29 protein-coding genes are annotated in these 25855 nt (G+C 54.2%); 15 read left to right on the forward strand and 14 right to left on the reverse strand.

All coding sequences use genetic code 11. The features are described from left to right. The first annotated feature begins 77 nt into the window (after positions 1-77). Both J4G78_RS05645 and J4G78_RS05650 read left to right on the forward strand, forming a co-directional pair. Positions 78-956, forward strand: a complete 879-nt coding sequence (locus J4G78_RS05645) for a LysR substrate-binding domain-containing protein (RefSeq protein WP_207989226.1) — start codon at positions 78-80, stop codon at positions 954-956. Positions 957-1136: 180 nt separating this feature from the next. After that, a complete protein-coding gene (locus tag J4G78_RS05650) occupies positions 1137-1391 on the forward strand; it encodes a hypothetical protein (protein ID WP_207989229.1) in 255 nt (84 codons plus the stop codon). A 91-nt stretch (positions 1392-1482) separates the two neighbouring features. On the opposite strand, the gene J4G78_RS05655 is transcribed toward J4G78_RS05650, so the two are convergent. Further along, on the reverse strand, positions 1483-2883 hold the full coding sequence (locus J4G78_RS05655) for a glutamate ligase domain-containing protein (protein WP_207989230.1): 1401 nt from the start codon (positions 2881-2883) through the stop codon (positions 1483-1485). Positions 2884-2959: 76 nt separating this feature from the next. Between J4G78_RS05655 and J4G78_RS05660 the strand changes: the two genes are divergently transcribed. Beyond that, entirely contained in the window at positions 2960-3793 is an 834-nt protein-coding gene (locus J4G78_RS05660; protein ID WP_207989231.1) for an LD-carboxypeptidase, read from the forward strand. Between the two features lie 8 nt (positions 3794-3801). On the opposite strand, the gene J4G78_RS05665 is transcribed toward J4G78_RS05660, so the two are convergent. The 5 genes from J4G78_RS05665 to J4G78_RS05685 all read right to left on the reverse strand — a co-directional run bounded on the left by J4G78_RS05665 (position 3802) and on the right by J4G78_RS05685 (position 6735). Beyond that, positions 3802-4365, reverse strand: a complete 564-nt coding sequence (locus tag J4G78_RS05665) for a carboxymuconolactone decarboxylase family protein (RefSeq protein ID WP_207989232.1) — start codon at positions 4363-4365, stop codon at positions 3802-3804. Continuing rightward, positions 4365-5261 (reverse strand): glutathione-dependent disulfide-bond oxidoreductase, encoded by an 897-nt coding sequence (gene yghU / locus J4G78_RS05670; RefSeq protein ID WP_207989233.1) that lies wholly within the window; start codon positions 5259-5261, stop codon positions 4365-4367. The genes J4G78_RS05665 and yghU overlap by 1 nt, the downstream gene beginning before the upstream one ends. 34 nt (positions 5262-5295) lie before the next feature. Next, entirely contained in the window at positions 5296-5781 is a 486-nt protein-coding gene (locus J4G78_RS05675) for a hypothetical protein (RefSeq protein WP_207989234.1), read from the reverse strand. Between the two features lie 61 nt (positions 5782-5842). Next, complete coding sequence (locus J4G78_RS05680; protein WP_207989235.1) at positions 5843-6268, reverse strand: hypothetical protein; 426 nt, start codon at positions 6266-6268, stop codon at positions 5843-5845. A 17-nt stretch (positions 6269-6285) separates the two neighbouring features. Further along, positions 6286-6735 carry a peptidylprolyl isomerase gene (locus J4G78_RS05685; RefSeq protein WP_207989236.1) on the reverse strand — a complete coding sequence of 150 codons (450 nt, stop codon included), beginning with the start codon at positions 6733-6735 and terminating at the stop codon, positions 6286-6288. A gap of 198 nt (positions 6736-6933) precedes the next feature. On the opposite strand from J4G78_RS05685, the gene mgtE reads away from it, so the two are divergent. Beyond that, positions 6934-8343: a magnesium transporter gene (gene mgtE / locus J4G78_RS05690; protein WP_207989237.1), complete on the forward strand. Its 1410-nt coding sequence runs from the start codon at positions 6934-6936 to the stop codon at positions 8341-8343. A 9-nt stretch (positions 8344-8352) separates the two neighbouring features. Continuing rightward, positions 8353-8865: a GNAT family N-acetyltransferase gene (locus tag J4G78_RS05695; RefSeq protein ID WP_207989239.1), complete on the forward strand. Its 513-nt coding sequence runs from the start codon at positions 8353-8355 to the stop codon at positions 8863-8865. A gap of 39 nt (positions 8866-8904) precedes the next feature. Here J4G78_RS05695 and J4G78_RS05700 read toward each other — a convergent pair whose 3' ends face one another. Next, positions 8905-9342: a hypothetical protein gene (locus J4G78_RS05700; RefSeq protein WP_207989241.1), complete on the reverse strand. Its 438-nt coding sequence runs from the start codon at positions 9340-9342 to the stop codon at positions 8905-8907. 164 nt (positions 9343-9506) lie between these two features. On the opposite strand from J4G78_RS05700, the gene J4G78_RS05705 reads away from it, so the two are divergent. The 3 genes from J4G78_RS05705 to J4G78_RS05715 all read left to right on the forward strand — a co-directional run bounded on the left by J4G78_RS05705 (position 9507) and on the right by J4G78_RS05715 (position 12468). After that, on the forward strand, positions 9507-9908 hold the full coding sequence (locus J4G78_RS05705; protein WP_207989243.1) for a DUF1489 family protein: 402 nt from the start codon (positions 9507-9509) through the stop codon (positions 9906-9908). 287 nt (positions 9909-10195) lie between these two features. Further along, positions 10196-12307 (forward strand): phosphatase PAP2 family protein, encoded by a 2112-nt coding sequence (locus J4G78_RS05710; RefSeq protein WP_207989245.1) that lies wholly within the window; start codon positions 10196-10198, stop codon positions 12305-12307. A 5-nt stretch (positions 12308-12312) separates the two neighbouring features. Next, complete coding sequence (locus J4G78_RS05715) at positions 12313-12468, forward strand: hypothetical protein (protein WP_207989247.1); 156 nt, start codon at positions 12313-12315, stop codon at positions 12466-12468. A 145-nt stretch (positions 12469-12613) separates the two neighbouring features. Here the strand turns inward: J4G78_RS05715 and J4G78_RS05720 are convergent, their stop codons facing one another. Then, positions 12614-13210: a hypothetical protein gene (locus J4G78_RS05720; RefSeq protein ID WP_207987069.1), complete on the reverse strand. Its 597-nt coding sequence runs from the start codon at positions 13208-13210 to the stop codon at positions 12614-12616. A gap of 189 nt (positions 13211-13399) precedes the next feature. After that, positions 13400-13765 carry a hypothetical protein gene (locus J4G78_RS05725; RefSeq protein ID WP_207989250.1) on the reverse strand — a complete coding sequence of 122 codons (366 nt, stop codon included), beginning with the start codon at positions 13763-13765 and terminating at the stop codon, positions 13400-13402. Between the two features lie 228 nt (positions 13766-13993). Between J4G78_RS05725 and J4G78_RS05730 the strand changes: the two genes are divergently transcribed. Both J4G78_RS05730 and J4G78_RS05735 read left to right on the forward strand, forming a co-directional pair. Next, positions 13994-14158 carry a DUF1328 domain-containing protein gene (locus tag J4G78_RS05730; protein ID WP_207989252.1) on the forward strand — a complete coding sequence of 55 codons (165 nt, stop codon included), beginning with the start codon at positions 13994-13996 and terminating at the stop codon, positions 14156-14158. Positions 14159-14219: 61 nt separating this feature from the next. Then, positions 14220-14666, forward strand: a complete 447-nt coding sequence (locus J4G78_RS05735; RefSeq protein WP_207989254.1) for a PA2169 family four-helix-bundle protein — start codon at positions 14220-14222, stop codon at positions 14664-14666. A 129-nt stretch (positions 14667-14795) separates the two neighbouring features. Here the strand turns inward: J4G78_RS05735 and nudC are convergent, their stop codons facing one another. The 3 genes from nudC to mutY form a co-directional block, all read right to left on the reverse strand. Beyond that, positions 14796-15722, reverse strand: a complete 927-nt coding sequence (gene nudC, locus J4G78_RS05740) for an NAD(+) diphosphatase (RefSeq protein ID WP_243457241.1) — start codon at positions 15720-15722, stop codon at positions 14796-14798. Between the two features lie 116 nt (positions 15723-15838). Continuing rightward, positions 15839-17191, reverse strand: coding sequence for a serine hydrolase domain-containing protein (locus J4G78_RS05745; protein ID WP_243457242.1), 1353 nt, complete (start codon positions 17189-17191; stop codon positions 15839-15841). Positions 17192-17193: 2 nt separating this feature from the next. Next, positions 17194-18315 (reverse strand): A/G-specific adenine glycosylase, encoded by a 1122-nt coding sequence (gene mutY / locus J4G78_RS05750; RefSeq protein ID WP_207989255.1) that lies wholly within the window; start codon positions 18313-18315, stop codon positions 17194-17196. A 27-nt stretch (positions 18316-18342) separates the two neighbouring features. Here mutY and J4G78_RS05755 point away from each other — a divergent pair, with 27 nt between their 5' ends. The 4 genes from J4G78_RS05755 to smc all read left to right on the forward strand — a co-directional run bounded on the left by J4G78_RS05755 (position 18343) and on the right by smc (position 24005). Beyond that, the gene (locus J4G78_RS05755) at positions 18343-19014 is read left to right on the forward strand and encodes a DUF721 domain-containing protein (RefSeq protein WP_207989257.1); all 672 of its coding nucleotides are present in this window, start codon (positions 18343-18345) and stop codon (positions 19012-19014) included. Next, entirely contained in the window at positions 19011-19718 is a 708-nt protein-coding gene (locus J4G78_RS05760; RefSeq protein ID WP_207989259.1) for a thioredoxin domain-containing protein, read from the forward strand. The genes J4G78_RS05755 and J4G78_RS05760 overlap by 4 nt, the downstream gene beginning before the upstream one ends. Before the next feature lie 35 nt (positions 19719-19753). Further along, positions 19754-20500, forward strand: a complete 747-nt coding sequence (locus J4G78_RS05765; protein ID WP_207989261.1) for a DsbA family protein — start codon at positions 19754-19756, stop codon at positions 20498-20500. Positions 20501-20567: 67 nt separating this feature from the next. Further along, positions 20568-24005, forward strand: coding sequence for a chromosome segregation protein SMC (smc, locus tag J4G78_RS05770; RefSeq protein ID WP_207989263.1), 3438 nt, complete (start codon positions 20568-20570; stop codon positions 24003-24005). A gap of 2 nt (positions 24006-24007) precedes the next feature. Here the strand turns inward: smc and J4G78_RS05775 are convergent, their stop codons facing one another. After that, entirely contained in the window at positions 24008-24325 is a 318-nt protein-coding gene (locus tag J4G78_RS05775; RefSeq protein WP_207989264.1) for a hypothetical protein, read from the reverse strand. A 353-nt stretch (positions 24326-24678) separates the two neighbouring features. Here J4G78_RS05775 and J4G78_RS05780 point away from each other — a divergent pair, with 353 nt between their 5' ends. Next, positions 24679-25212, forward strand: a complete 534-nt coding sequence (locus J4G78_RS05780; protein ID WP_207989266.1) for a PEPxxWA-CTERM sorting domain-containing protein — start codon at positions 24679-24681, stop codon at positions 25210-25212. A gap of 90 nt (positions 25213-25302) precedes the next feature. Here J4G78_RS05780 and soxR read toward each other — a convergent pair whose 3' ends face one another. After that, positions 25303-25746, reverse strand: coding sequence for a redox-sensitive transcriptional activator SoxR (gene soxR / locus J4G78_RS05785; RefSeq protein ID WP_207989268.1), 444 nt, complete (start codon positions 25744-25746; stop codon positions 25303-25305). Positions 25747-25855: the final 109 nt, after the last annotated feature.

Consider the following 25855-nt stretch of genomic DNA (forward strand, 5'->3'; position numbering starts at 1 on the left):
TTATTTAGCCGATCTATTCAGATTTAGTGCAGTTTTGCGTTGCACAATTCTCAATTACCTCCGATATTGCGCCCACCATGCGACGTCTCCCTCCCCTACGCGCCTTGGAAGCCTTCATCCGTGTCGCCCGACTCGGCTCTTCTAAAGCTGCCGCCGCCGAATTGGCGCTATCTGCCCCGGCTCTTAGCCGCCGAATCAAATCGCTTGAAGATCATATCGGCAAACCGCTGTTCGAGCGGCGCAATCAATCGATGATATTGAACGATGACGGTCAGACGCTTTTGGACGCAGTGGGTCCAGCCATGGAAACTATCGGTGAAGCGGTTGACCAAATGACCGTAAGCGGTAGCGATTTGCGACTGCGCCTTGGTGTTCTGCCACTATTTGGAGCAACGCGTCTCGTACCACGCTTGCCGGAACTGAGAAAACTTTATCCCAAACTGCATATTGATGTAGATACGTCTACCCATGCTGAAAATATGTTGGGTGATGTCATTGATGCCGCGATCATCATTGCCGATCATGTTGACCCCAATCTCTATTCGGTAAAGCTTGATAGCAACAAGGTTTATGCCATTGCCGCAACAGACCTTGTCAATGGACCCAATGCGATCAAGACACCGGATGATTTGCAAGGTCACAATATCCTGATCCATAGTGATATGGCCAAGGCCTTTGATCGCTGGAAAGAAGCAGTGGGCCTGCCGGACTTGGATCCAGCCAGCGTAGACCAAATGAATAGCGGTCCATTGATGCTCGAAGCAGCCGCGCAAGGACTGGGCGTAGCTATCATGCATGGCGGCCATTTCTCAGACGCAAATGATCCGCGCCTCGCCAGACTGTTCGATTATGATATTGACAGCCCTTATTCCTATTGGTTCGTCTGCCGTAAACGCGACAAGAAAAACCGTGCTGTTCGGATTTTTCATGACTGGGTCGTAAAAGCAGGGCTTTAAACGACAAAGCGTGCCGGCTGAGCTGTCGGACTTCCATGACATTGTTCGGATTTTGTGATAGAATAGGAATGTCGTCACGTGTATATTCGGCAATTATCGCCGTAAAAATAAATATTAGGGAACTATAATATGATTTTTTCGTACTATAAGTACCCATGATAAAAATATTGGAGAAAATGCATGCGTTTCAAGACTTTGGCTGCTTTATCAGCTCTATCCCTTTCAGTAGCACCGGCTATGGCACAGTCACAAGCGGTCGCTCCCGTAACAAGTGCAAGCGCAGAACGCGTTTCTGCTACTCAGGAACAAACAAATAATCTGGGCGGTGGTAGCGACACTATTATAGGCGTTCTGGCAGGCGCCATTGCTGTAGGTTTTATTACGCTGACGGTAATAAATGATGATGACGACGACGATAATCCAACAAGCCCCTGACAGAAGTGAAAGCTGATTTCGCTTTAACACCCGCGAGAACCACTCAAGATCAGGCCCTATTTCAGGGCCTGATTTGCGTTTAGCGTTCATCTTATCGCTTGGTGGACAGTCTCGCTAATATATCTGACGCAAATAAACTCAGCGTATCATCGCGCGCACCCATTATCACAATGCGATCGCCCGACTGCGCTATATCGACAATATGCCGGCCGCAATCCTCACGATCCGCTATATGTTGAGCATTTCCCCCGGCTGCCTTCACGGCATCGGTGATAGACTGGCTGCCAATACTGCGATCAACAGTACCGCCGAAATAAACCGGATCACACAGGATCACGCGGTCATTCTCGTCCAATAGTGCGGCAAAAACCTCCGCCAGTTCCGCGCCCATTTTATGGATCGGTCCAAAACCGTGGGGCTGAAAAAAAGCGATGATACGACCTGGAAACGCTTTCATCGTTTTCAGGGTTGCAGCGATCTTATCCGGGTTGTGTCCGAAATCATCGATGACGCTAATGTCATTCTCCGTTCCGACAACATCAAACCGCCGGGCCAGGCCGCCAAAAGTGGCGATAGCCGCGACACTGGTTGTAACTGGCACACCTGCTGCTGATGCTGCCGCAATGGCGGCTAGCGCGTTGGCAATATTGTGACGACCTGGCACTTGCATGGTGACTGGAAAATCATTCCCCTCAGCAGACAAGGTAAAGCGGCTACTGATCGGTGCTTCTTCTATTTCTGTGGCTCGAAAGTCTGCCCCTTCGGAAAAGCCAAAGCTGATCGTATCATTCAGATCAAGGCCTTCGATCAAGGCAATGGTCTCGGCATCATCCCTGTTCCAGACACAGCGCTTCGCCTTGCTGGCGAAATCCCCAAATAGCTGGCGCAATTCCTCAAGGCTTTTGTGATCCAGACTGACATTGTTGAGCACGGCTATTTCAGGGTCAAACAAAGCGATAGAACCATCGCTCTCATCCACCTCACTGACCATGATATTACCATCACCGACCCGCGAACTGGCGAAAGGCGCATCATCCGCGACAAAATTTTTCATCACCGCGCCGTTCATGATGGTCGGATCTAAGCCAGCCTCGGTCAGTATCCAGCCGATCATGCCAGTTACGGTTGATTTACCGCTGGTTCCACCGATAGCGATACTGCGCGGCGAGCCATTAAACTGTTCCGCGAGCAATTCCGCGCGGGTCATGCGGGCACAGCCGAGGCTGTTGGCCTTGGCAACATCCGGTACCGTATCTTCGATAGCTGCCGATGCGATTAATATCTGATCACGCGAAGTCAGCCCGCTGCCATCTTGCGCAAACAGGCCGACGCCTTTGGCTTTCAACCATTCAAACTTGGCTGCGAGCCGCCCCTGATCCAATGCCCGGTCAGAACCTGATACGTCTGCGCCGCTTTCCCGGACAATCATTGCCAGCGGCAACATGCCTGATCCGCCGATGCCACAGAAATAATAGGATTTGTCTTTACTCATCATCCCCCGCTATGGCCTCGACAGCTTTTTGGCAATTGCATTGACGTAAAAATATGATCGGGGGAGTGAAAAGATAGTGGGACAGGTTAGGATCGGCATTTGTGCACCATCAACGCCCTTATATCCGGAAGAAGCCGAACAGCTCATTTCTCTCATCGGCCAAAGCCATCCCGAAGCCGAGCTGGTCTTTCATGATCAATGCTTTGCCATAGAAGGGCATTTTGCGGGGAAAGATGACCTGCGATCATCCGCTTTCGTATCTTTAGCCAATGATCCGTCCCTTGATGCCGTCTGGTTTGCGCGTGGTGGCTATGGCGCAGCGCGTATTGCCGATGATATTCTGGCGCAATTGGCTCCAGCGGCGCATGGTAAAAACTATATGGGCTATAGCGATGGCGGTAATTTGCTCGGAGCTTTGTATAAAGCCGGCATTGGTACACAAGCTCATGGTCCGATGCCGGTCGACATGCGGCGCGATGGCGGCATGGCAGCCGTAAACCGGGGATTAGATTGGCTGGTGCGGCAGGATAAAGCAGCGCTGGAACCGCATATTGAGACAGGCCAGAAATATGCTGCATTCAACCTGATGACTTTGGCGATGATGGTCGGAACGCCGTTGCTGCCCGACATGGAAGGTCATGTCTTGATGATCGAGGAAATCGCCGAATATCTCTATGCTTTCGACCGCGCCCTTTTCAACGTCACCACGTATCTGGCGGACAAAGGCCTGGCGGGGCTACGTTTGGGTCGGGTCAGCGACGTGCCAGAAAATAACCGTCCATTTGGCGAAGAAGCGGAAGAAATCGTCCTACGTCTTTGTGACCGATACGACATTCCCTATTTGGGCAGCGCCGATATCGGCCATGATGTAGATAACAAAGTCGTACCCTTCGGAGTCATAGCCGCTTGAGGTCGGAGCTAAGCTTTTAAATCTGGATCCAGCTCCAAGCCCTCATCGAGCTGAACGCCATAGCTGTTCAACATCATTGAAACCTGGGTATATTGACCAACGGTCATGACCAGATCCATACGCTGCTTCTCGGTCAGTTCCGAAAGGTCTGACCAGGTGGCATCAGACACGAAACTATCACTGGTCAGCTCATCGGTCGCTCGCAACATCGCCGCTTCCAAAGGCGACCAACCCGGCGCATCCGGCCCCTTCTTGATCCGTTCAATCTCTTCATCGGTTATCCCGGCATCCTTGCCGATGCGGACATGCTGCGCCCATTCATAGCCGGATTTCCAGTTAAACCCGGTCCGCAATATGATGATTTCCCGCTCGCGCTCCGGCAGGCTGTTGTGGCGTGACAGCATGTAGCCGCCCCACCACATAAATGCTTTGAACGCTTTTGGTGCGTGGGCCAACGTGCGGAAGATGTTGAGCACAGGGCCTTGCTGGAAACGCTCGCCCAGCATCGCCTTTTGTTCATCGTCCATTTCCGCATCGGATAGCGGTGTGATGCGAGGCTTGTTCAGCCGCATTATTCCGGCGCTTCGACTTCGCCGCGCGCGATCCGTTTATCCTGAGTGTTGGTTTCGAAATCGCTGGCATCATGGCGTTCGTGCAGCTGCGTTTCGGGCTCGCCATAGGGACGGTTGACCATCATGCCGCGTTTGACGGCTGCCCGTTCACCCACTTGCGCGGTCCAGCGCTGGACGTTTTTATAATCCTGCACAGACAGAAACTCGCCGGCTTCATAAAGAACACCACGCGCTAACCCGCCATACCATGGGAAGATCGCCATATCCGCGATACTATAGTCATCGCCTGCAAAATATTCATTGTCGGCCAAATGGCGGTCGAGCACATCCATCTGTCGCTTCACTTCCATCGCATAGCGGTTGATCGGATATTCAAATTTTTCAGGCGCATAAGCATAGAAATGCCCAAAACCGCCGCCAAGGAAAGGCGCGCTGCCCATTTGCCACATCAACCAGTTGATCGTTTCCGCGCGCGTCGCACCGTCCTTAGCAAGGAACATATCGAACTTCTCAGCCAGGTAGATCAGCATGGAACCCGATTCAAACAACCGAGTTGGCGGGGTTGTGCTGTGATCCAGAAGCGCCGGGATCTTGCTATTAGGATTAATGTCGACAAAGCCGCTGCCAAATTGCGCGCCTTCGCCAATATTGATCAGCCATGCATCATATTCCGCAGCGCTTACGCCCGCTTCCAAAAGCTCTTCGAACATGATCGTGACCTTCACCCCATTGGGCGTGCCGAGCGAATAGAGCTGAAAAGGATGCTTTCCGACCGGCAGTTCCTTGTCGTGGGTAGGCCCTGCAATCGGGCGGTTGATATTGGCAAATCGCCCGCCGCTTTCCGAGTCCCAGGTCCAGACTTTAGGCGGGGTATATTCGGGAAGATTGTCGGTCATGGTCAGGCTTCCATTCTTGGATTGTCAGATGTCATTAAGACGGACTACTACAATTCTCGGGTAAAGTTCTAGAATAAGGTTCTTTCAGGCCGAAAAGATAAATTTTCCTGACTGGTCCTTTGACATCTCCACGAGCGGGATAACGTGGGTACGTTTCCAAATTCATCTTCCAGTCCGTTTTCCAATTCTGACCACGATTCTTCTTTAAAACAAATGTGCCATCAGCTTGCGCCTCTGGCTCTAACCAATGATCTAACAGAACCATTCGCGCGCGCTTGCCATGTCTCATAGCTACTTTCATCAACGGCAAATTGGCTTGATCGATCTTGAGATCAGACCCGTCAATAGACCAATTAGGCGCACCAGGCGATGTGTAGCAACCAGCCAATATACCCAAATCAATCGTCGGAATTGGCTCGTTATCAGTGTTCCATAAGAAAACCCCAACCCCAATCAAAGCAATAGCAGGCATTACTGTTACAATTTTGCCGGTGACAGTATTATCCCATGTGTCGAACATCACCGCCTACTCCCTTAATAGACTTATCACTGCAAAGTTGATCACGGCGTATTTCTAATATCTATTCCTTCCGCGTGAAACGCGATGTTCTCCCGCGGGTGCCATCAATGTAGCTAAGTTCTTTTTCTGACACGGAATAAAGCAGATAGCAGGCCTGTTTTTCTTTGCCGTGCAAAATGAAAGCTTTGCCCTGCCTATCCCTGTTCTGGGTCTTGCAGCTGTCGACAAAGACAATCGGGACGGCATATTGCGGGTCGCCGGCATAGCCTTCCTGAAAGTTGCTACCTTCTATCGTGATGGTCCGGTTTGGGTCTTCATCGGACGCCCAACTCCCTTGCATCTCCGCAAGCGGGCCAGTGTCTGCAGCAGCCGGATCGATGGCTACCGCCTCGTCTTTAGCATCGTCAACGGATGCCTGATCTCCGGCCGCGCAAGACACCAGCAATAAGCTGGTTAGCGCAAGGCCGGAGAGCAATATAGGCTTCATGGCAGACCGTGCCGTGTTCAACCGAGTGTCACATTTTTGATCGAACCAGGCTCTGCTGGTGGTTCACCCTTGGGCAGCGCATCGACAGCATCCATCCCGCTCGTCACTTCACCCCAAACGGTATATTGGCCATCCAGAAATCCAGCGTCGTCCAAGCAGATGAAAAACTGGCTGTTCGCGCTGTTCGGGTCCATTGTCCGGGCCATCGAACAAACACCACGTGCGTGAGGTTCCTGGCTAAATTCTGCCGGAATATCTGGCTTGTCGGAGCCGGACATGCCGGTACCGGTTGGATCACCGCCCTGCGCCATAAAGCCATCAATCACGCGGTGAAAAACCACACCATCGTAAAAACCTTCTGATGCCAGCTCAGTAATTCGCTCGACATGACCAGGGGCCAGGTCAGGACGCAATTTGATTTCAACATCGCCAGTATCGAGGTGGAGGGTCATTTTTTCGTGCGCCATGGGCTATTCCTTATATTTGCTGTTTTGGGTCGTGATTAATCTGGCTTTGCATATAGGGGGACGATTCAAAAAAATCACCCGCTGCTTTCGATAAATGTCACAAAAGATTGCAATTAAGGCAAAACAGCTACTACAAACCATCCGAACCAGACACCCCAATATTGAGACAAGCCAATATTGAGATAAGGGAGCATCGCCATGACCGAGATGACAGACGCCCCTGATGCAGAAGACCTCGCGCCGCCTAGCCTGGATGATGATAACCGCCTGACCGATGAATTTGTCCGCTTGGTTTCGGAAGCCGTTGACGACGGCGATAACAACCTCGCGCAGGAACTGGTTAACCCGCTGCATAATGCGGATATCGCCGATCTGTTCGAGCTGATCGACGAAGATGAACGGGCGCCGCTAGCCGGTGTGCTCGGTGATCTGGTCAGCGCGGATGTGCTCGCCGAGATGAACGAGCATGTTCGCGAAGACCTGATCGAAGTCCTTGAACCGGGTCAGATTGCTGACCTGACCGAACAGCTTGAGACCGATGACGCGGTTGCCATTATCGAGGATCTTGACGAAGGTGAACAGCAGGCGGTGCTGGCCGAACTGGAACCGGAAGATCGGGCGGCGATTGAAAGTGCTCTGACCTACGCGGAAGAATCCGCAGGCCGGATCATGCAACGCGATCTGGTTGCCGTACCAGAGCATATGAATGTCGGGCAGTTAATCGATTATTTGCGCGAACATGGCGATCTCACTACTGAATTCTGGGAAGTTTATGTCGTTGATCCCTCGCATAAGCCTGTTGGCACCTGCCAGCTGAGCTGGATCTTACGGGTCCCGCGCGACATTGCGGTTGCCGATATCATGAAGCGGGAACAGACCTTGATCCCTGTTGACATGGATCAGGAAGAAGTGGCGCTGCGTTTCCAGAAATATAACCTGATTTCCGCTGCCGTCGTCAATGAAGACGGTCGCCTGATCGGCATGATCACGGTAGATGACATTCTCCACATTGTGGAAGACGAGGCCAGTGAGGATGTGCTGCTACTCTCTGGTGCTGGCGAAGGTGATATTAACGAGCCAATCCGGGATAGTTACAAAGCACGAGTCAGATGGCTGATCGCCAATCTGGCAACCGCAATGGTCGCGAGCTTCGTGATCTCGATATTCGGCGCGGCTATTGAACAGATGGTCGCGCTCGCCGTCCTCATGCCGATTGTGGCGTCCATCGGCGGTAATGCCGGTACGCAGACCATGGCCGTTTCCGTGCGCGCACTCGCAATGAACGAACTGACGCGATCCAACACCCGCCGGATCATTGTGCGCGAATTCCGCATCGCGATCCTCAACGGTGGGACCATCGCCATATTGATCGGAATTGGTACCGCCCTTGTCTTTGCCAATCCGATACTGGGCGGCGTGATCGCATTGGCCATGCTGATCAACATTGTAGTGGCTGGGTTTGCCGGGATATTTGTCCCCGTCATGCTTGAGCGCCTGAAACAGGATCCGGCACTGGCTTCTTCTGTATTCGTTACAATGATTACGGATACGATGGGGTTTTTGGCTTTCCTCGGCTTGGCGGTCGCAAGCGGGTTGGTTGGTTTTTAGGCCGCTGATATGATTGAAACCGAAAGACTATTACTCCGCCCCCACATCGTTGATGATTTCGACGCCTTCAAAGCCATGTCACAAGACGCAGAGGTCATGCGGCATATTGGCCGTGGACCATCCACGGCCGACGAGGCATGGCTGCGGTTCCTGGCCCATTTTGGGCGATGGCAGATTCAAGGTTATGGCATATTTGCGGTCATTGAAAAAGAAACCGGTCAATTTATCGGCGATGCCGGTTTCAGTAATTTTCATCGGGGCTTGGGCGCGAATTTTGATCCTTTTCACGAGGCGGCCTGGGTATTGTCCACAGCGGGTCAAAATAAGGGATATGCCTTTGAAGCGATGACAGCAGCGCATATTTGGTTAGAAACGCAGTTCAAACCCAAGAAAACCGTGTGCATCATCAGACCCGACAACAAGCCGTCAATCAAACTGGCCAGCAAGCTGGGATATCAAGAGACGGGCCTTGGCCGCTTTAAAGATAGCGACGTACTCATGTTCGAACGCACCTCTCTATAGCGCGCAAACCAGCATATCGCCTGTCCTTTGAAAATTCTATTACTGTTTGCTCTTGAGAGCATGGGCTCCATAAACCGAGGCGAAATTGGCCATATCAAGATAAACCCTGTTGCGACTATCGGGGTCGATCATCTCGCAGATTAGAGCGTCAAAACCCGGCCGATTACCCGCAGCCGCATGGCGAAACATACGCAGCAGCAAAATCTCATCGGGCAACGTGTGCGGACAACAGGGGCGGCTAATTGTCAAGCTTTCCGGCCACGCGAAGCCAACGGCTTCAACCAGGATCAAAAAGCGGCTCATGGCCAAATGGCTACCCAACCTGTCGCGTAAATAGGGCCGGGCATCCTGATAGCATTTCTGGCTCATGACCGCGACACGCAAAGCCATGATAATCCGCGCCTCTGCGCTTGGAAGGGACATTAAATCGGGTAACGGCGTCATCAGCTTTTTAAGGTTGCCCGACCATATACCCATATCAACGTCTCCTCTTTCTGACTCGAAACGTGATAATATGATATTGATAATCATTTGCAACTATAAAATAATATATGCGGCCAATTGTTTCCTGCGACCCACAACAAACAGATCATACGCCAAGGCCGCTTGACTAATCCGGCCGCGCCCCACACATAAGTTCTATGCCGCTCAACATGACGAAAATCGCGTTTCGCAGCGAAAGTCCCGCCACCTTACGAGCATGGCTGGAATCGCATAGAGAGATGGGCGAAGCCCGGCTTACCACGCGCTACCTGCCCAAACGTCATGCCGAAATGGTCGGCGGCTCCCTCTATTGGATTCACCAGAAAAAAATTGTCGGCCGCAGTCCGATTATCGGCTTCATGGACAATGGTGAAGGCCGCCAGTGGATCCGGCTGGAGCCAAGATTAATCGCTGTCCAAACCATCCCGCGCCGCGCGCACCAGGGCTGGCGCTATCTCGAAGAAAAAGATGCACCGCCTGATTTGGGGGAAGGCGCTGAAGGGGCAGAAGAAATGCCTGCTGAAATGCTGGGCGAGCTGTCAAAACTCGGGCTCGTCTGATATTTCTCAGTCGAATTGCACTTACTTGTAAATAAATTCTCATTGCAATATCAAGGCGATAGCATTTTATTGCTCGCAACAGTGCTGGTAAAATATTCATAATATTCTCATCAACTTAACCTTCAAATAGGATAAAAACGCCTATTTTGCAGACACTTGCATGTCCATTTTTTCCAATTGGCGGCAATGACTTAGCTGTATCTCCTGTCCCAGAAGCAGCGATCCTCCTCCAGAGAAACTGGACGCAGCTTCAGGTCGCATTTTCTTATTTTCAAGGAGATGTAAAAATGAAACTACCCCATAGTGTACCTTGCCCCAATGGCACCGAAAGAGCCCGCAAAGCGAGAGAGCTACGCGACAAGGCGGCAGAAATTTCCCGCACCCGGCCCCATGCGGCGTCGCGTAACAATGCCGAAGAGCTGGATTATGCAGACGCCAAATTCCCCACCAACTTTACCAAGGGACTGCATCATGACGAATTTGGTATACTCTCTTTTGGCGACGATTATCGCACATTTGTCGAAGCAATAAACAGCAACGACACAAACCTGTTTGAAAACCACGTTCTGGATGCCACAGATCGCGCCGCTCAAACCACCGAACCAACCTTTCAATGCACGGTCAATGCCCAGATCCCGCAATGGCGCGGTTGGGAAAGCCCGCGTGCCGGTCATGTCTATGAATTGCAGGGACCCGATGCGGACAGCGTCGGTATGGCCCCTGCCCCGCGCGTTGGATCTTCAGAAAAAGCCGCGGAAATGGCCGAGGTCTATGGCCTGGCGATCCTCCGCGATGTCCCGTTCACCAGCATCTGTGCAGGCGATAGCGCCAAGCAGCTTTGCGACGGCGATAGCGACGCGCAGCTGACATCCACCCAAGTGGTCGATGCGCTGAACAGCATGCCATTTTTCAGCGGCACCGGTATTACCTCGTCCACACCGCCTTATGTCGATGCCAGCGGGCTCAATAGTTTTGAGCGCAATCGCCGCTTTGCGCGAACACAGGATGACGGCAATGCATTTGCCGCGCCGCTGACCACCGAAACCGTGTTTCGCGGTTCGACCAAAGGTGCGTTGGCTGGCCCTTATCTGTCGCAGTTCATGCTGATCGGCAATACCGGTCTGGCCGGTCCTGGCGGCGGCGCGGCCAGCTTCCCCGGCAAAGACGCCGGCTATGACTTGCAGGATGGTTTCATCCGTTATGGCAGCCTGTCGATCGACCAGCGCACCACGGTTCATAAATCCTGCCTCGATCACATGACCGACTGGCCAAGCTGGCGCGATGTTCAGAACGGTGCGGATTTCCGGGGCGCTAACCTGTTCGAGGAAAAACGCCGGTTCATCACCACGCCGCGCGATCTGGCAACCTATGTGCATTTCGATGCGCTGTATGAGGCCTATCTCAACGCCGTGCTGATCATCGACGCCATGGGTGTGCCCGCTTCGAAAGGCTTCCCGGAACCCGGCTTCCGCGACAGCACCGCCGGATCACCGCGACGCACCGCCTTTGCGACCTTTGGCGGACCGCACGTCCTGTCCCTGGTCACCGAGGTGGCAACCCGCTGCCTCAAGGCCGTCCGGCGCGAGAAGTTCAACTATCACCGCCGGGCCCGTCCCGAACTGATGGGCGGCCGCATGGCGCTGGTCGAATGCGGCGATGCCGACAAGCTGGGTTCCGCCCAGGCGGCCTTTGAGCGCATGCATGGTGAAATGCCCGATGCGCTTAAAACCGCGCTCATCGCGCATAATGAAGCGCAGAATGAGACGGCGATGAACGACATGCGCTTGACCGACTGTGCCGGTGGCTCAACCCCGTTCAGCAATTTCGATGATTGCAATCTGTTGCTGCCCATGGCCTTCCCCGAAGGCTCTCCGATGCACCCGGCTTATGGCGCGGGGCATGCGACGGTAGCCGGCGGCTGTGTCACCATGGTCAAGGCGTTTTTCGAGATGTTCGAAGGCAATGACAGCGGCGTCGAAAGACCGCTGACCGAGCCGGATGGCACACCGATTGTCTATGTCCCCAATGCCAATGGCAATCGCTTGATAGCCGATAGCAAGTTCAGCGGCACGCTGACCATTCAGGGTGAGCTGGACAAGCTGGCCGCCAATATCTCGATTGGCCGCAACATGGCCGGCGTCCACTATTATTCCGACTATTATGACAGCATGCGCATGGGCGAGCGTGTTGCAGTCGGGATATTGCTGGAACAGGCACCGACTTATGGTGACCCGATGGAGACGACATTCACCAGCTTTGATGGCGATTTCATCTCGATCAATGGACAGGCCGATGCCGCACCGCAGCTCACCATCATCGACCGCGATGGGCAGCAGATTTCCAATCAGGAATGGTGGCTTCGCCATGTACCTGGGGAACAGATGATTCTGGGCATGTGATTGCATTGCCCAGGATAACAGGGGAGCAGGCCGGAGCGATCCGGCCTGCTTTCGTTTGGGTGCTAGCCCAAGGTCACGCCCCCCTGTTACTCGCGCAGGACCGCCGGTCCGCCGTGCAATTTGCGGGCGGTGCGGTGATGCTGGGTGATGAAAACGGGTGAAGCAGCGATCTGGCGGGGTGATATTACCGCCCCAATCACGTTATCGGGCCGATCGATCCGACAGGATGGCGCCGGGATTATACGCTTTATACGCGAGAGGCGGTAAAAGCGATGCGCATGCCATCGGACAGGGATCAGCCCGCAATCAGCCGGTTTTGCGGGGTTTGTCCTCAGAAAGCTCCCACATCCAGCCGGCGGCATATTCGCTATGCTGTTTGATATAGTCGCGCGCTATCTTAGCACCTTCCGGGTCCTCCTCGCGTTCCTTTTCGTTCCAGTCCAGCGGACCATGTTCCACCCGGTCGAGAATGCTGTCCCATTTGGTCAGCGCAAATTCCCGCGCCATCGGATTGCGCCCAATGCGTGAGGGATTGGCGATCAGGAACTTGGTCAGGTTCTCGTTAAACACCCGCTTCTCGCCAATCTGCTCGCCTTTCCAGAATATCGGCTGGGCGACACCGTTAATGGCGCGGTCCACCGCTTCATGGGTAATTTGCCGCAACGCATTTTCCAGCGCCGCCTCCCAGGCGAGATCAAACGGCGTCCCCGCGAGCCGCGCGCGCAGCTTATACGCGCTGTCGCGGGTCATATAGACCGACTTGGCTGCGGTGGTCACCGAACCAGACGCTGCCAGCGCTTCGAGAAAGCTGCGCATCTTGGGCTTGCTCCAGCCATTATGCTGCGGCCGCAACGTGGGTTCGGGCAGATCCTGTTCGCTGGGGATGTGAGGGGATGAGGTCATGACGCTTTCCTTCATGGTAATAGATGACACCACATATAACCTATATGGCACATTGTAGGAAAGCGGCTTGTTAGGTGTCGTTGGGGTTGGACGGGGGGAATACCCAAAGCGTGCATTGGCTTACCAGCGCATAAGAACCCAATCAGAAAGGTGAGGGATATGACATCAAACCGGCGTTCCGTTGCCGGTTTAGAGCCGTCCGTCTTCTTTATAGCGTGCAATGCCAATAGCAATTAGGTCACCCAGTTCAGAAATAAGCTGGGTATCTTGTGTCGTAAGATTAAAGCAGGACTTTCCTTGCATCCGTTTCTTGAGCTCGCCACTTATCGTTTGGAGCATGTCCGGATAAATATAGACCGGCATTAGATGAACCGAGACGTAATTTTTCTTAATTTCAACTCCGCCAAAGTCGGTGCGGTATCCATCGCGCTCTCGAACTTCATGGGAGCCGAGATGATATCGCGTCTTGTCATCATGCGTCACAACGCATTGTTTGTCATAGGCGGCGTATAAGGATCGCACGGCGAGAAATATTGCTATAAATTCTTTTTCCATGCTGCCCCTGTAGATATGGCCCTGTAAATATAGCCCTATAATATGGAATGTGGTTTGCTCGCTATAGTAAAGACTGGCAAGCTTGCTGCAACCCGAAAAAATGCGCTTTCCGATCTGGCCTAGGGGCCGTAATCATGATGAATGTATCTGCGATTTAAGAATGCATGATGCAACCTTTCATAGCCTGGTGTGTTGGTAAAATATCTGCATCAGCAATGGACTATATTTGTGCTTAGATATGCAATTATATTTTTGGTAATCGCCCTGGTGGCGGCAGCTTTGGGCTTTGGCGGTATCGCCGGAGCATCCGCAGGAGTTGCGAAAATAATATTCTACATATTTCTAGTCCTGTTCGCGATCGGATTAATTTCGCATTTGTTTCGAAAGACTTGAACGCGAGAAGGCATACCGAGAGCAACATGCTGTGTTTAACCACAAACGAAAGGCCCCCAATATGTTTAACGATAAAGCTTCAACCCTAAATGGTTTGATCGCCACGACAATCGACAGCGCGAAAGGCTATGAAGAAGCCGCTCAAGATACAACCGACAAGCGTTATGAAATGATGTTCAAAGAACGCGCGCAAGAACGTAATAACGCTGTATTGGAACTCCGGTCAGAAGTTCGTCGGCTTGGCGAAGAGCCTGAAGACGACGGCACAGTTCTTGCGGGTGCGCACAGAATGTTCATGGGCTTGAAAGAAGCCGTTGTTGGCCAAGATGACAAGGCGATTGTGCAGGAAGTGGAGCGTGGAGAAGATCATATCAAGGCCAAATATGAAGAAGCCTTGCAAGATGATGATCTGGACCCTGCCAGCCGAACAGTGGTGCAAAATGTCTGGACCTCGGTCAAACAAGGCCACGATCAAATGAGCGCCTTGAAAAATCAGCTCGAAAGCTAATTTCCCATTACGACAGACGATAGAGAAGCCGGGCCAGCCCCGGCTTCTTGCTGTTTGATACTATAAAGGCCATAGTTCCAATAGGACCGAGCTTTAATATGGCCATGCTTTAATATGGCCATAGAGCTGTCACCCCTCTTGCTCCTCCACCCAGTTTTTGAGCAGATTATAGGCAATTGCAAAAGGTGGCGGGGCAATGAAAGGCGCTTCAGGATCGCCGTTCATCGCCGCTTTCACCTCGCCGAGTGAGAACCAGGCGGCTTCCTCAATTTCTTCCTCGTCGAGTGTCAATGTTGGATCATCGGTGACGCTGGTGCAAGCCATCATCAGGGAGGATGGAAAGGGCCAAGGCTGGCTGGCGATGTAGCGAACGTTGCGGACCTTGATACCCGCCTCTTCCCACAGCTCTCGGGCGACGCCGCCTTCGATGCTTTCGCCCGGCTCGATAAATCCGGCGAGCGCGGAAAAGCGTTTGGGCGGGAAGCGGGGTTGGCGGCCGAGGAGGATTTTGCCTTCACATTCGGCGAGCATGATCGCGACCGGATCGGTGCGCGGGAAATGCTCTGCACCGCAGCCGCCTTCTTCCTTGTTACATTGCCGCGCCCAGCCGCCTTTGCGGGATTCAGTGGGCTGGCCGCAATTGGCGCAAAACCGGTGGCGCGCGTGCCAGTCGACAAGACTGCGCGCGGTGGCATAGATTGCGGCTTGTTCCGGCGGCAAAACGCCAAGCGATTGCCAAAGGCGCGGATCGGCAGCGGGCATGGCGGCCCCCGCACCGTTTAATTCTGCAAAGCAAGGCGTATCGCCGTCGATGCCGAGCAGCAGCAGGTCGTTGTCCGGAGAGGCTTCGTAAAGCGGCGCCCAGGCCAGATCGCCTGCCGCATCAAAAACCGGGCTCAGTCCGTCGAGCTTTAACAACCGTGCATTGGGCCGCATCATCGCTTCTTTGAGCCGCTCGGGATTGACGCGAACCTGATCCGCGCGGTCGATGGTGCCGCCCGCAAAAGTCGGGATGATCGCGCTAAGATCGGTGGTCATGATCGGGCTGACGGACATATTATTTTTTCCCCGGTTTTGGTTTTACTACCCTTTGTCTAAATCCTGGCGAAGAGCTCCTATGCTCTTGAAACATCCTTCGACAGGCTCAAGGCTAACGGTGTTTTTTACGGCTCTTATGGGCTCGTTTTACCTTCACCCGCTGACGCCTGTTTCATCAGATCCGCATAGACATATTTCGGGAAATTCGATTGGAACGGATAAGCGTTGGACGGGATATATTGCGTATAACCACCCGCACGGAACCCGTTGCCGGTATCGACAAAGGCCGATGTTCCTGCCGCACCGCCCCAGCCAAATGTTCCGGCGGGGCTTTCTGTAGTGCCCAAACCGGCACGGCCACCGGCACCAAAGCCGTGATTGGCAACCCATGTGCCCTTCATATCAGAGCCTTCCGGCAGAAGGTTGGACATCCCGAGTTTCGCCGTTTCCGGCTGCATGATAGCGGTTCCTCTATAGGTTCCGAAACCGAGCAACATGGTCAGAAACTTGTCATAATCTGCGGCGGAACCAACCAGACCTGCGCCGCCAAAGGCAAAAGCAGGTTCATCAAGATAGATGCTGGTTTCTGCCGGATCAATCGGCAGCAAAGTTCCACCGAACGGCGAATAATTGTCCGTGAAATCCTTCACGCGATCAGCGGGCAGACGGAAAAACGTGTCTTTCATGCCCAGCGGATCGAACATGCGTTTCTGCAGAAAATCCTCCAGCGGCATGCCGGAGGCAACTTCGACAACATAGCCGAGCAGATCGAGACTGACCGAATAGCTCCACTTCGTCCCGGGTTCGTAAACCAGCGGCAGGGAAGCGAGATTTTTGGAGAAGGTCGCCGCATCCGGGGTTGGCGGGCCGGGTTGCGTTCCCGGAAGCGGCATGCGGCTGACGACGCCGGGGGTGATACCCTTGGCGAAATAAGCGGTTTGGATCGGTCCTTTGCTGATGATCGAATATCCAAGGCCGGCGGTATGGGTCAGCAAATGGCGGATGGTGATTGGGGTCCGTGCCCGGACGGTCTCATCGAGCGATCCTTCGGGATCTTGCAAGACCCGCATATCTGCAAATTCAGGCAAAATATCGGCCAGTGGCTGGTCCAGTTTGAGCGCGCCATCCTCGATCAGCATCATGATCGCCATGCCGGTTACCGGCTTGGTCTGTGAATAAAGACGCCACAGCGTATTTCTATCCACCGCTTTGTCGCCGCCCAGTTTATGGGTTCCAGCCGCAATAATCATGGGATCGTCCTGCCCCATACCAATCGCCGCAAGCATGCCTGCGACTTTTTTCTCGGCGACATAGTCATTGATGATCTTCGTCAGACCAGGAAACGGCGTGGTCGGCCGAGCCAATGACCGCGCAAAAGCCGCAGTTGGCGCACCCGCCAAAAAGGCACCAGCACCAATTGCACCCAGAACCGAGCGGCGGTTGAAAGCCGATAATGCAATCTCGTCTGCCATGTTATCTGTCGTCATCGTCATTCCTTCAGTTTTTGTTTTACAGCCCAGCGGACCGCTTTCGCAAAAAGGGTCGGCAGGCCCGCATCCTCTATCCCGTCCAATGGCCACCAAAGCATGTCATCCGGTTTAAGGCCAACCTCAGTCGATTTATTATCACCCGTGTTAATAACGATTTTCTCGCTTTGATAAACCGCCAAATCAACCTCAAGCGAAAAATGGGTGAAGCTGTGCTGAACGACATTTTCATGAAGCTGCCAATCGCCGTCTAGCGGCGGCTTGCCATGACCATCGGTTCCCGCCGCCCAATTGTCGTCCGGCAGGGCGCGCATCGAACCCAGCATGCCCTTTGGCGGGCGCGTGACGAGCAGTAATTTCTCATCCTGTTCGATCCAGAAAAACCGCCCCTTACGCACCGGCTTTGCTTTTTTCGGCGGCTTGACCGGATAGCGCTCCTGATCCCCCGCAGCATAGGCCGCACAATGCTCTTGCAGCGGACAGATACCACATTTGGGCGCTTTGGCGCTGCATATGCTGGCACCGATATCCATACAGGCTTGCGCAAAATCCCCAGCGCCGTCTTTGGGCGTCAAAGCATCCATTCCCATGCGAATATCCGCCTTGCCCTTTGGCAGCGGTCTATCAATGGCAAAAAGCCGCGCGACCAGCCGTTCAATATTGGCATCGACAACGACCGCGCGCTGCCCAAAGGCAATCGCCGCTATGGCCGCAGCTGTATAGGCGCCAACCCCCGGCAGCTTTAGCAATTCTGCTTCCTGCGAGGGAAACATCCCGTCCAGTTGCTCGGTCACATGGCGCGCGCATTTGTGCAGGTTCCGCGCCCGCGCATAATAGCCGAGCCCCGCCCATGCGGCGAGCACATCGGCTTCATCAGCAGCGGCCAAATCCGCAACCGTCGGCCAGCGCTGGGTGAATTTTTGGAAATAGGCGATCACCGCAGCCACGGTCGTCTGCTGCAACATCACTTCGGACATCCAGACATGATAAGGGTCGGGCAACATACCGCTCACCGAAAGCTTGGGCGGGACCCGCCAAGGCAGATTACGGGCGTTATCCACATAATGTGCACTGATTTTGGCGGTGATATCCTGCGCTTCACCGGTTATTCTGTCGACGCCCATGGGGTGCCTATGCCATGATGCGGCGCTATGGCGAAGGAAAATAGTCCGGATGGTGAAAAGCCCAAGCGCAAAAGCGCCAAGCGTCCATCGACGGCCAAAAAATTCAGCAAATACCAAAGGCCGCGCGGCGGCGATGCGCGCAGTATTTCCGACCTGATGCCAGAGATCGGCCGCGCCGCTTTTCGCCGCTATGGTTTCATTCAAAGCTCGGTAGTCAGCCGCTGGCCGGAAATCGTAGGAGAACGCTATGCGGGCGTGTCTTTGCCCGAATCAATCCGCTTTCCCCGCGGTGAAAAAGAGGGCGGAACGCTTCACCTGCTGGTTTCCGGGGCGCATTCAACCTTGATGCAACATATTACACCGGAGATTATCGAGCGAGTGAATCGCTTTTTCGGCTATGGCGCAATTAGTCAGGTGCGATTCAGGCAAGGACCAGTAAATTCGGCTAAAGACCCTGAAAAACCAAGGGAAAAACGGGTCACACCGCCGCCGTCACTAAAACCCGCGCCGATAGAATTGGGCGACAGTCTGCGCGATATTGGTGACCCGGAATTGAACAGGGTGCTGGAATCCCTGGCAACAGCTATTGCCAAGTCGGAAGGGGCTCCGCAAATAGAGAAACCGAAGCCGATTGCCATCTTGGGGAAAATCGGCGGAAGCGACAGGCGAAAGCCGAACAAGGAAAAGGACAGCACATGAAGTTTGGAAGCGCGTATCTTGCTTCAGCGGCACTGGGGGCAGCGACTATGGTTGCGGCACCGGCGGTCGCCCAATCACAGACAGAACAAACCGATTGGACGCAGCGCATCACAATGTCTGATCAGGGCGGCCATATCATGGGCAATCCCTTGGCCAAGCATCGGCTCACCGAATATATGAGCTATACCTGCAATCACTGCGCGAATTTTGAAGCAGAATCGCACGACCCGCTTAAATCCGGCTTTGTGAATAAGGGCCATGTCAGCTTTGAAGTGCGCAATCTGGTCCTCAACCCGATTGACCTCACCGCAGCCATGCTGGCGCGCTGCGGCGGACGCACCAAGTTTTTCGGCAATCACCGCGCATTGCTGATTGCCCAGGAAAGCTGGGTGAAAACATTTCAGTCCTCATCCCCTAAGGTTATGAAATCATTGAGCGAAGGCACAGTCCCTGAGCGGCTGAAGAAGATTGCCAAGGCGGCAGATTTTTATGGTCTCATGAAGAAACGCGGCTATTCGAACGGACAGGTTGATGCCTGCCTCTCGGACAAATCAGCGCAGGACGCGATTTTGGGTATGACCAAATATGCGACGCAAACATTGAAACTGTCCAGCACGCCAAGCTTTACGTTAAACGACAAACCCGTCGACAAGGTTCACAGCTGGGCGCGTTTACGCCCAACTCTTGTGGCCTTAGCCGAATAAACATCATAAATTATTGGAATAACAGGAAATATATCATGTCTAAATCACTCTATTTTGCACCGATCGCTCTGGCACTTGCACTGACCGCATGTGGCGAAAGTGCTGAGACAACCGAAGGCGGCGCGACCTCAGGTGACGCGTTGGAGACGGTGGCGGCACCGGAAGGTCAGCAATGGTCCACCACGGTTTCGCAAACCGAGGCGGGTGGATATGTGATGGGCAATCCCGATGCGCCGATTAAACTGGTTGAATATATGTCGATTACCTGCGGGGTTTGCGCCACTTTCGGAGAGGAAGCATTTACCAGTATCCGCGACGATTATGTTGAATCCGGCCGGGTAAGCTTTGAAATCCGGAATTTTGTCCGCGATCCACTGGACCTGACGGCAGCCATATTGTCGCGTTGTAGCGGCGAGGGACCTTATTTCGCGCTGACCAAACAAGCCTTGAGCAATCAAGGCCCGATGTTTGAAAAAGCCCAAGGAATGGGAGAACCGACGTATAACAGCATCTTGCAATCAGCGCCGAATGAACGGTTTGTCAAACTGGCCGAACAGCTTGATCTGATAAGCTTTTTTCAGCAGCTCGGTGTATCGGAGGATCAGGCTAAAGCGTGCCTGAGCGAAGAAGCAACCGCTGAAAAACTCATGGCTGATACGCAGGCAGCGGTGGACGATTTTGATGTCCAGGGGACACCAACCTTCCTGCTAAACGGCCAGAAAATTGAGGGTACAAGTTGGGCACTGGTGGAAACCAAGTTGAAAGAGGCGGGCGCGCGATAGGCGTCCGTTATCGCCTGGGGGAGCGAGTAATGCCACGGATGGATAGAGTTCAAGCGGGGCAACCTGCGTGCAAATAAAAAAGCTCAAACTTTCGGGCTTCAAGAGCTTTGTCGATCCCACCGAGCTGCGCATTGAAAAAGGGCTGACCGGTGTGGTCGGCCCCAATGGCTGCGGCAAGTCCAACCTGTTAGAGGCCATTCGCTGGGTCATGGGCGAAAGCTCTCCCAAATCCATGCGCGGCGGCGGCATGGAAGATGTGATCTTCGCCGGGACCGACCAGCGCCCGCAGCGGCAATTTGCCGAGGTCGCGCTGCATGCCGAGCGGGAGACCAAAGATGTTTCCTCCCTGCATGTTGGCGACAATGATAGCGAGCTGGAAATTGTCCGGCGGATTGAGCGCGGCGCGGGCAGCGCTTATCGCGCCAACGGCACCGATGTCCGGGCCAAGGATGTCGCGCTAATCTTCGCGGACGCGGCGACCGGTGCGCATAGCCCGGCGCTGGTCAGTCAGGGCAAAATAAGCAATGTGATCTCTTCCAAGCCAACAGACCGCCGGGAAATGCTGGAAGAAGCAGCCGGCATTTCCGGTCTGCATGTGCGCCGGAAAGATGCCGAACAAAAATTGCGCGCAGCGGAGAAAAATCTCGCACGGCTGGACGACATATTGGGCGATATGGAGCAGCGCGCCTCCGCCTTACGCCGACAAGCCAAACAGGCAGAACGCTACAAGAAACTCAGCGGTCAGATTACCACTGTTGAAGCGCGGCTGATCTTTGCGCGCTGGAAAGAGGCGGCTGCGGCCGCAGATGCCGCGAAGGCCGAAGCAGAAGCGGCAGAAGCCAAAGTCAACGCCGCACAAAACGCCCAGCAGTCGGCAGTGAAAGCGCAAAATGAAAGCGCCAGAACACTGGGTATCTTGCGCGCAGAGCTCACGAAAGCGCGTGAAGAGGCCAGCGAATCCAGCCACAAACTGCTGTCCCTGACCAATGAACGCGACAACCTGAAATCACGGCTGTTGGATCTCCAAGCACAGGCGCAGCGCATCCATGATGACAATGCGCGCGAGGATCAATTGACCCGCGATGCGATGGAGGCATTGTCGCGGTTGGAGCAGGATGACAAACGCCTGTCCGCCGAACTGGTTACACTTGAGGCAGAACGCCCCGAGCTCGAAAAGCAAGCCGAGAAAGCCGAACGCGCTGCGAGCGATAGCGAAGTGGAACTCGCCAAAGCGGTTGCAGAAGAAGCCCGCATTCAAGCGGAGATCAAGGTCGCCGACGCTGCACTGGAGGCGGCGCAGACCCGCCATGGCCGCTTGGCTATGGAATTGGAACGGTTGGCGCAGGAGCGCGCCGAGATGGGCGATGAGGCGGAGCTCAAAACCGCTCTTGCCGACGCCGTGGTTGCACGGGAAAACGCCCAGAGACAGGCTGATGGTAGCGGATCGCAAATCGCTGCGCTGGAGGCTGAGCGGCTGGCCGCCAGCGAGGCGCGCGATGCAGCGGAATCGGCCCTTGCCTCGTTAAAAGCCGAACTGGCAGGCCTCAATTCTGAACATGGTGCATTGGAACGGGAACTCTCCAAAGGCGAGAGCGATCACAAAGCGATTGATCAGGTGAAAGCCGAGCCCGGCTATGAGCGCGCTTTGGCCGCGGCCCTGGGCGATGATTTACTGGCTGCCATTGGCGAAGATGGCGATCGCTTCTGGGGCGGTGGCAGCGCCGCTGCACCTGGCAAAGCACCGGCTCAAACCGAAACCTTGCTTGACCATGTTGAAGCGCCAAAAGAACTTCATAGCCGGCTGTCACAGATTTTTGTCGCCGATAGCGATACAAACCAGTCATTGGCCGTCGGCCAGAGACTGGTTACCAAATCGGGAGCCTTGCGCCGCTGGGATGGGTTTGTGGCGCGCGATGACGGCAATGCCAGCGCCGAACGGCTGGTGCGCGCCAATCGCCTCACAGAATTAACCGCGTTGCTTGGTCCGGCCGAAGCGAAAGTTACGGCAGCAGAAACAACCCTGCACAGCGAGCAGGATGCTATCGCAACGGCGGAACAACAGCTTGGCGAGGCCCGCACGGCTCGCCGGGAAGCAGAGGATTTGCTGCGGCAGGCGCTGCGCGAAGCAGATCAAGCCGAGGAAGCCTTGGGCTGGCTGCAAAAACGGACTGCCAGCCTGATCGAGCGGGAAACAGCCTTGAAAGAGGAGGCGGCGACCGCACAGGCAGAGCTGGAAACAGCGCAAAAGGAACGCTCCGGTCAACCCGATGGCGCAGCGCAGGAAAGCGCGCGTGCAGCCTTGCAAGACCAGCGCGATGCGGCGCGGCAACAGGTCATGTCTTCCCAGGCCGCCTTGTCCGGGCTCGATCAGAAACTGGCGCAGGTAAAAGAACAGAAAGCGGTCGCTGGCGCACAGATTAAATCCTGGCAGGATCGCTCCAGCGAAGCCGCGACGCGGATGGCCGAGATGAGCAAGCGCGGAACAGCGATTGAAGCGGAAGTTGAAAAGCTCGCCGATCGTCCGCGCGTGATCGAAGTGGAAGTGGTCAAGCTTCAGGAACAGCAAGATGCCCTCAACGCGGTGGTCGCTGAAAAAAGCGCCACTCAGCAAGCCGCCGAACTGGCCCAGCGCGACCATGAAGATCGGTTAAACGCGGCCAGTGAGGCATTGAGCCAAGCGCGAGAAGACCGGGCCGGGGCCAAGGCGCGCGCCGAAAATCAGGATTTACGCCGGGTGGAAATGGGGCGGATTTCGGGTGAGAAATTTGAATGTCCGCCGCAATTATTGTCTGAAAAATGCGAATTTGACGAAGCAACGGTGGGTGAAGCCGGACTGGAATCAGCGGAACTGGAACGCCTGACACTGAGCCGCGAACGCATTGGCCCGGTCAATCTGGTGGCCGCGGACGAGCTGGAGGAACTGGAAACCGAGTGGGAAAAATCCACGAAGGAAAGTAATGAGCTGAACGAAGCGATCAACCAGTTGCGCGGTTCCATCGGCAGTCTCAATCGGGAAGGACGGCAGCGACTGCTCGCGGCGTTTGAAGAAGTCGATCAGCATTTCCAGCGGCTTTTCACGACATTATTTGATGGCGGCAAGGCGCATCTGGAGCTGGTCGATAGCGATGATCCGCTCGAAGCCGGCCTTGAAATTATGGCGCAGCCACCGGGCAAGAAGCTGACATCGCTAACCTTGCTATCCGGCGGCGAGCAAGCATTGACAGCGGTCGCGCTGATCTTTGGCCTGTTCCTGACCAACCCTGCTCCCATCTGCGTGCTCGATGAGGTAGATGCGCCGTTGGATGATGCGAATATTGAACGGTTTTGTGACCTGCTCGACAAGATGGTCGCCGAGACCGATACGCGTTATTTAATCGTGACCCATAATGCGGTGACGATGAGCCGCATGCACCGGTTGTTCGGTGTGACGATGATCGAACGCGGAATTTCGCAGCTGGTATCGGTGGATCTGGACGCAGCGGAAGAATTATTGGCGGCGGAATAGGTTTACTCGAAAACCTCTCTAACATCCTCTAATTTCTGTTTGGCGACGATCGATACGCTATTAGGGCGAATCTTGCCCAAAATCCATGCCCCCAGCGTCAAAAATGCCGCACCTACAAAACTGAAAATCACACATAGAATCAGCGAAACGATAACCGCAGTAACTCCATAAACATTTCCGCCGTTCAGCGTCACAGTATCATAGCCCGAAGCACCCAGTCCGCCGACGATAAGAAATAGAGGTAAATATATTGTCAGTGCCGAAAAAAATATCAACTTCAATATCGAGCGCTTCTTCATATTACCAATGTTGATTTCCATAACCATGCCCCGTGATAGTATTTAACCCTATATAACCGACAAACCTGCGCAGCGCACTAACAGAATAGATTCGCATAACCGTATATTAGCTGGGGCCCAGACTCCCTTAATCCAAGCACGATCAGCGGGCTCGTCAGCCTGACGGGCTTGTTCCAAGAGGATGTAGTCGAGGCGAATTTTCTGACAGATTTCAGCATCACCCACACAGTGTCCCAAAATGAAACGTAAAATCTTGGTTAAGCGCATTGCGGCGCGAGTCCGAAATAGTTAAGGAGACGTTAGGATCGCATGATCTCTTTGAATAACAGTCTTACTTTCGCAGTTGGACTGAAACTAACGGGGCAATCAAAATTATGAAAAAACTTCTTCTTGCGTCAGCAGCAATCGCTGCATCGGCGGCACTTCCGCAGGCTGCGCAAGCCGCTAATATCATGGACACGGTTACCTGTGCACAAACCGGATCCGGAACGTTTTTCTGTGATCAGGGAAGCAACACGGTGGGCGCTGGCGACGAATTTCTAGTCGGTAACGGAACCAATTTCATTGGTGTTGATTTTGGCACAGGCACGCTGGAGCTTACCGCGCTTAGAGGTTTTAACCTGGGCGGAACGGTTCTGGAATTTACCAATTTGACCAACCAGTTTAACTCGTTTTCGTTCATCGGTAGCTCGGTCAACGACTTCGACGCAGGCGACATTACGCTTGCCAACGGCGTTTTGACACTCGACTTCATTGATACAGACGCATCTGCAGGCGACTCTGTTCAGCTCGCTGTCGGTTCGGTGCCTGAGCCAGCGACATGGGCATTCATGATCATAGGCTTTGGTGCCATTGGCGGTGCCATGCGTCGTCAGCGCAAAGCAAACGTGAAAGTTAGCTACGCGTAAATTCGCGATTTAGTTGAAATTCAGCCCCGCCGGAGAAATTCGGCGGGGCTTTTTATTGTCTGCCAGCTTCCTTTGCCAAGCAGAACGAATTCAACTCTCCATCACCAGCCGCGGCCCAGGCCCTCTTAGTCCGGCGCGATCCTCCGGATTATAGAGCTGACATTTCTTCAAGCTCAAACAACCGCAGCCGATACACCCATCCAGCCGGTCTCGCGTTCGTTCCAACTGTGCAATCCGCGTGTCGATTACTGTGCGCATCGCCTTGCTGATCCGGGTCCAGTCAGCCTGCGTCGGCGTTCGGCCATGGGGGAGACCTGACAGCTGCCCCTCAATCTCGCCGATACTCAATCCCAATTGCTGCGCGATCAACACGAAGGACAAGCGCCGAATGTCGGAGCGCAAAAAGCGTCGCTGCCCGCCGCTGGAACGGAAAGGTTCGACCAGCCCCTTCTCCTCATAGAAACGAATAGCGGAGACCGACAAGCCAGTGCGCTTAGCCAGATCACCAATGGTCAGCGATTTGGTTTCGGGCATTTTTGTCTCCATATTCCTGCGTAGGCAGGAATCCATCTCCCGCCTCTTCTATAACTTCGCGCGTTGGAGATAGGCTCCTGCCTCCGCAGGAGCACAAACTGCCAGCGCA

This window comes from Parasphingorhabdus cellanae (genome assembly GCF_017498565.1).
Taxonomy (GTDB): domain Bacteria; phylum Pseudomonadota; class Alphaproteobacteria; order Sphingomonadales; family Sphingomonadaceae; genus Parasphingorhabdus; species Parasphingorhabdus cellanae.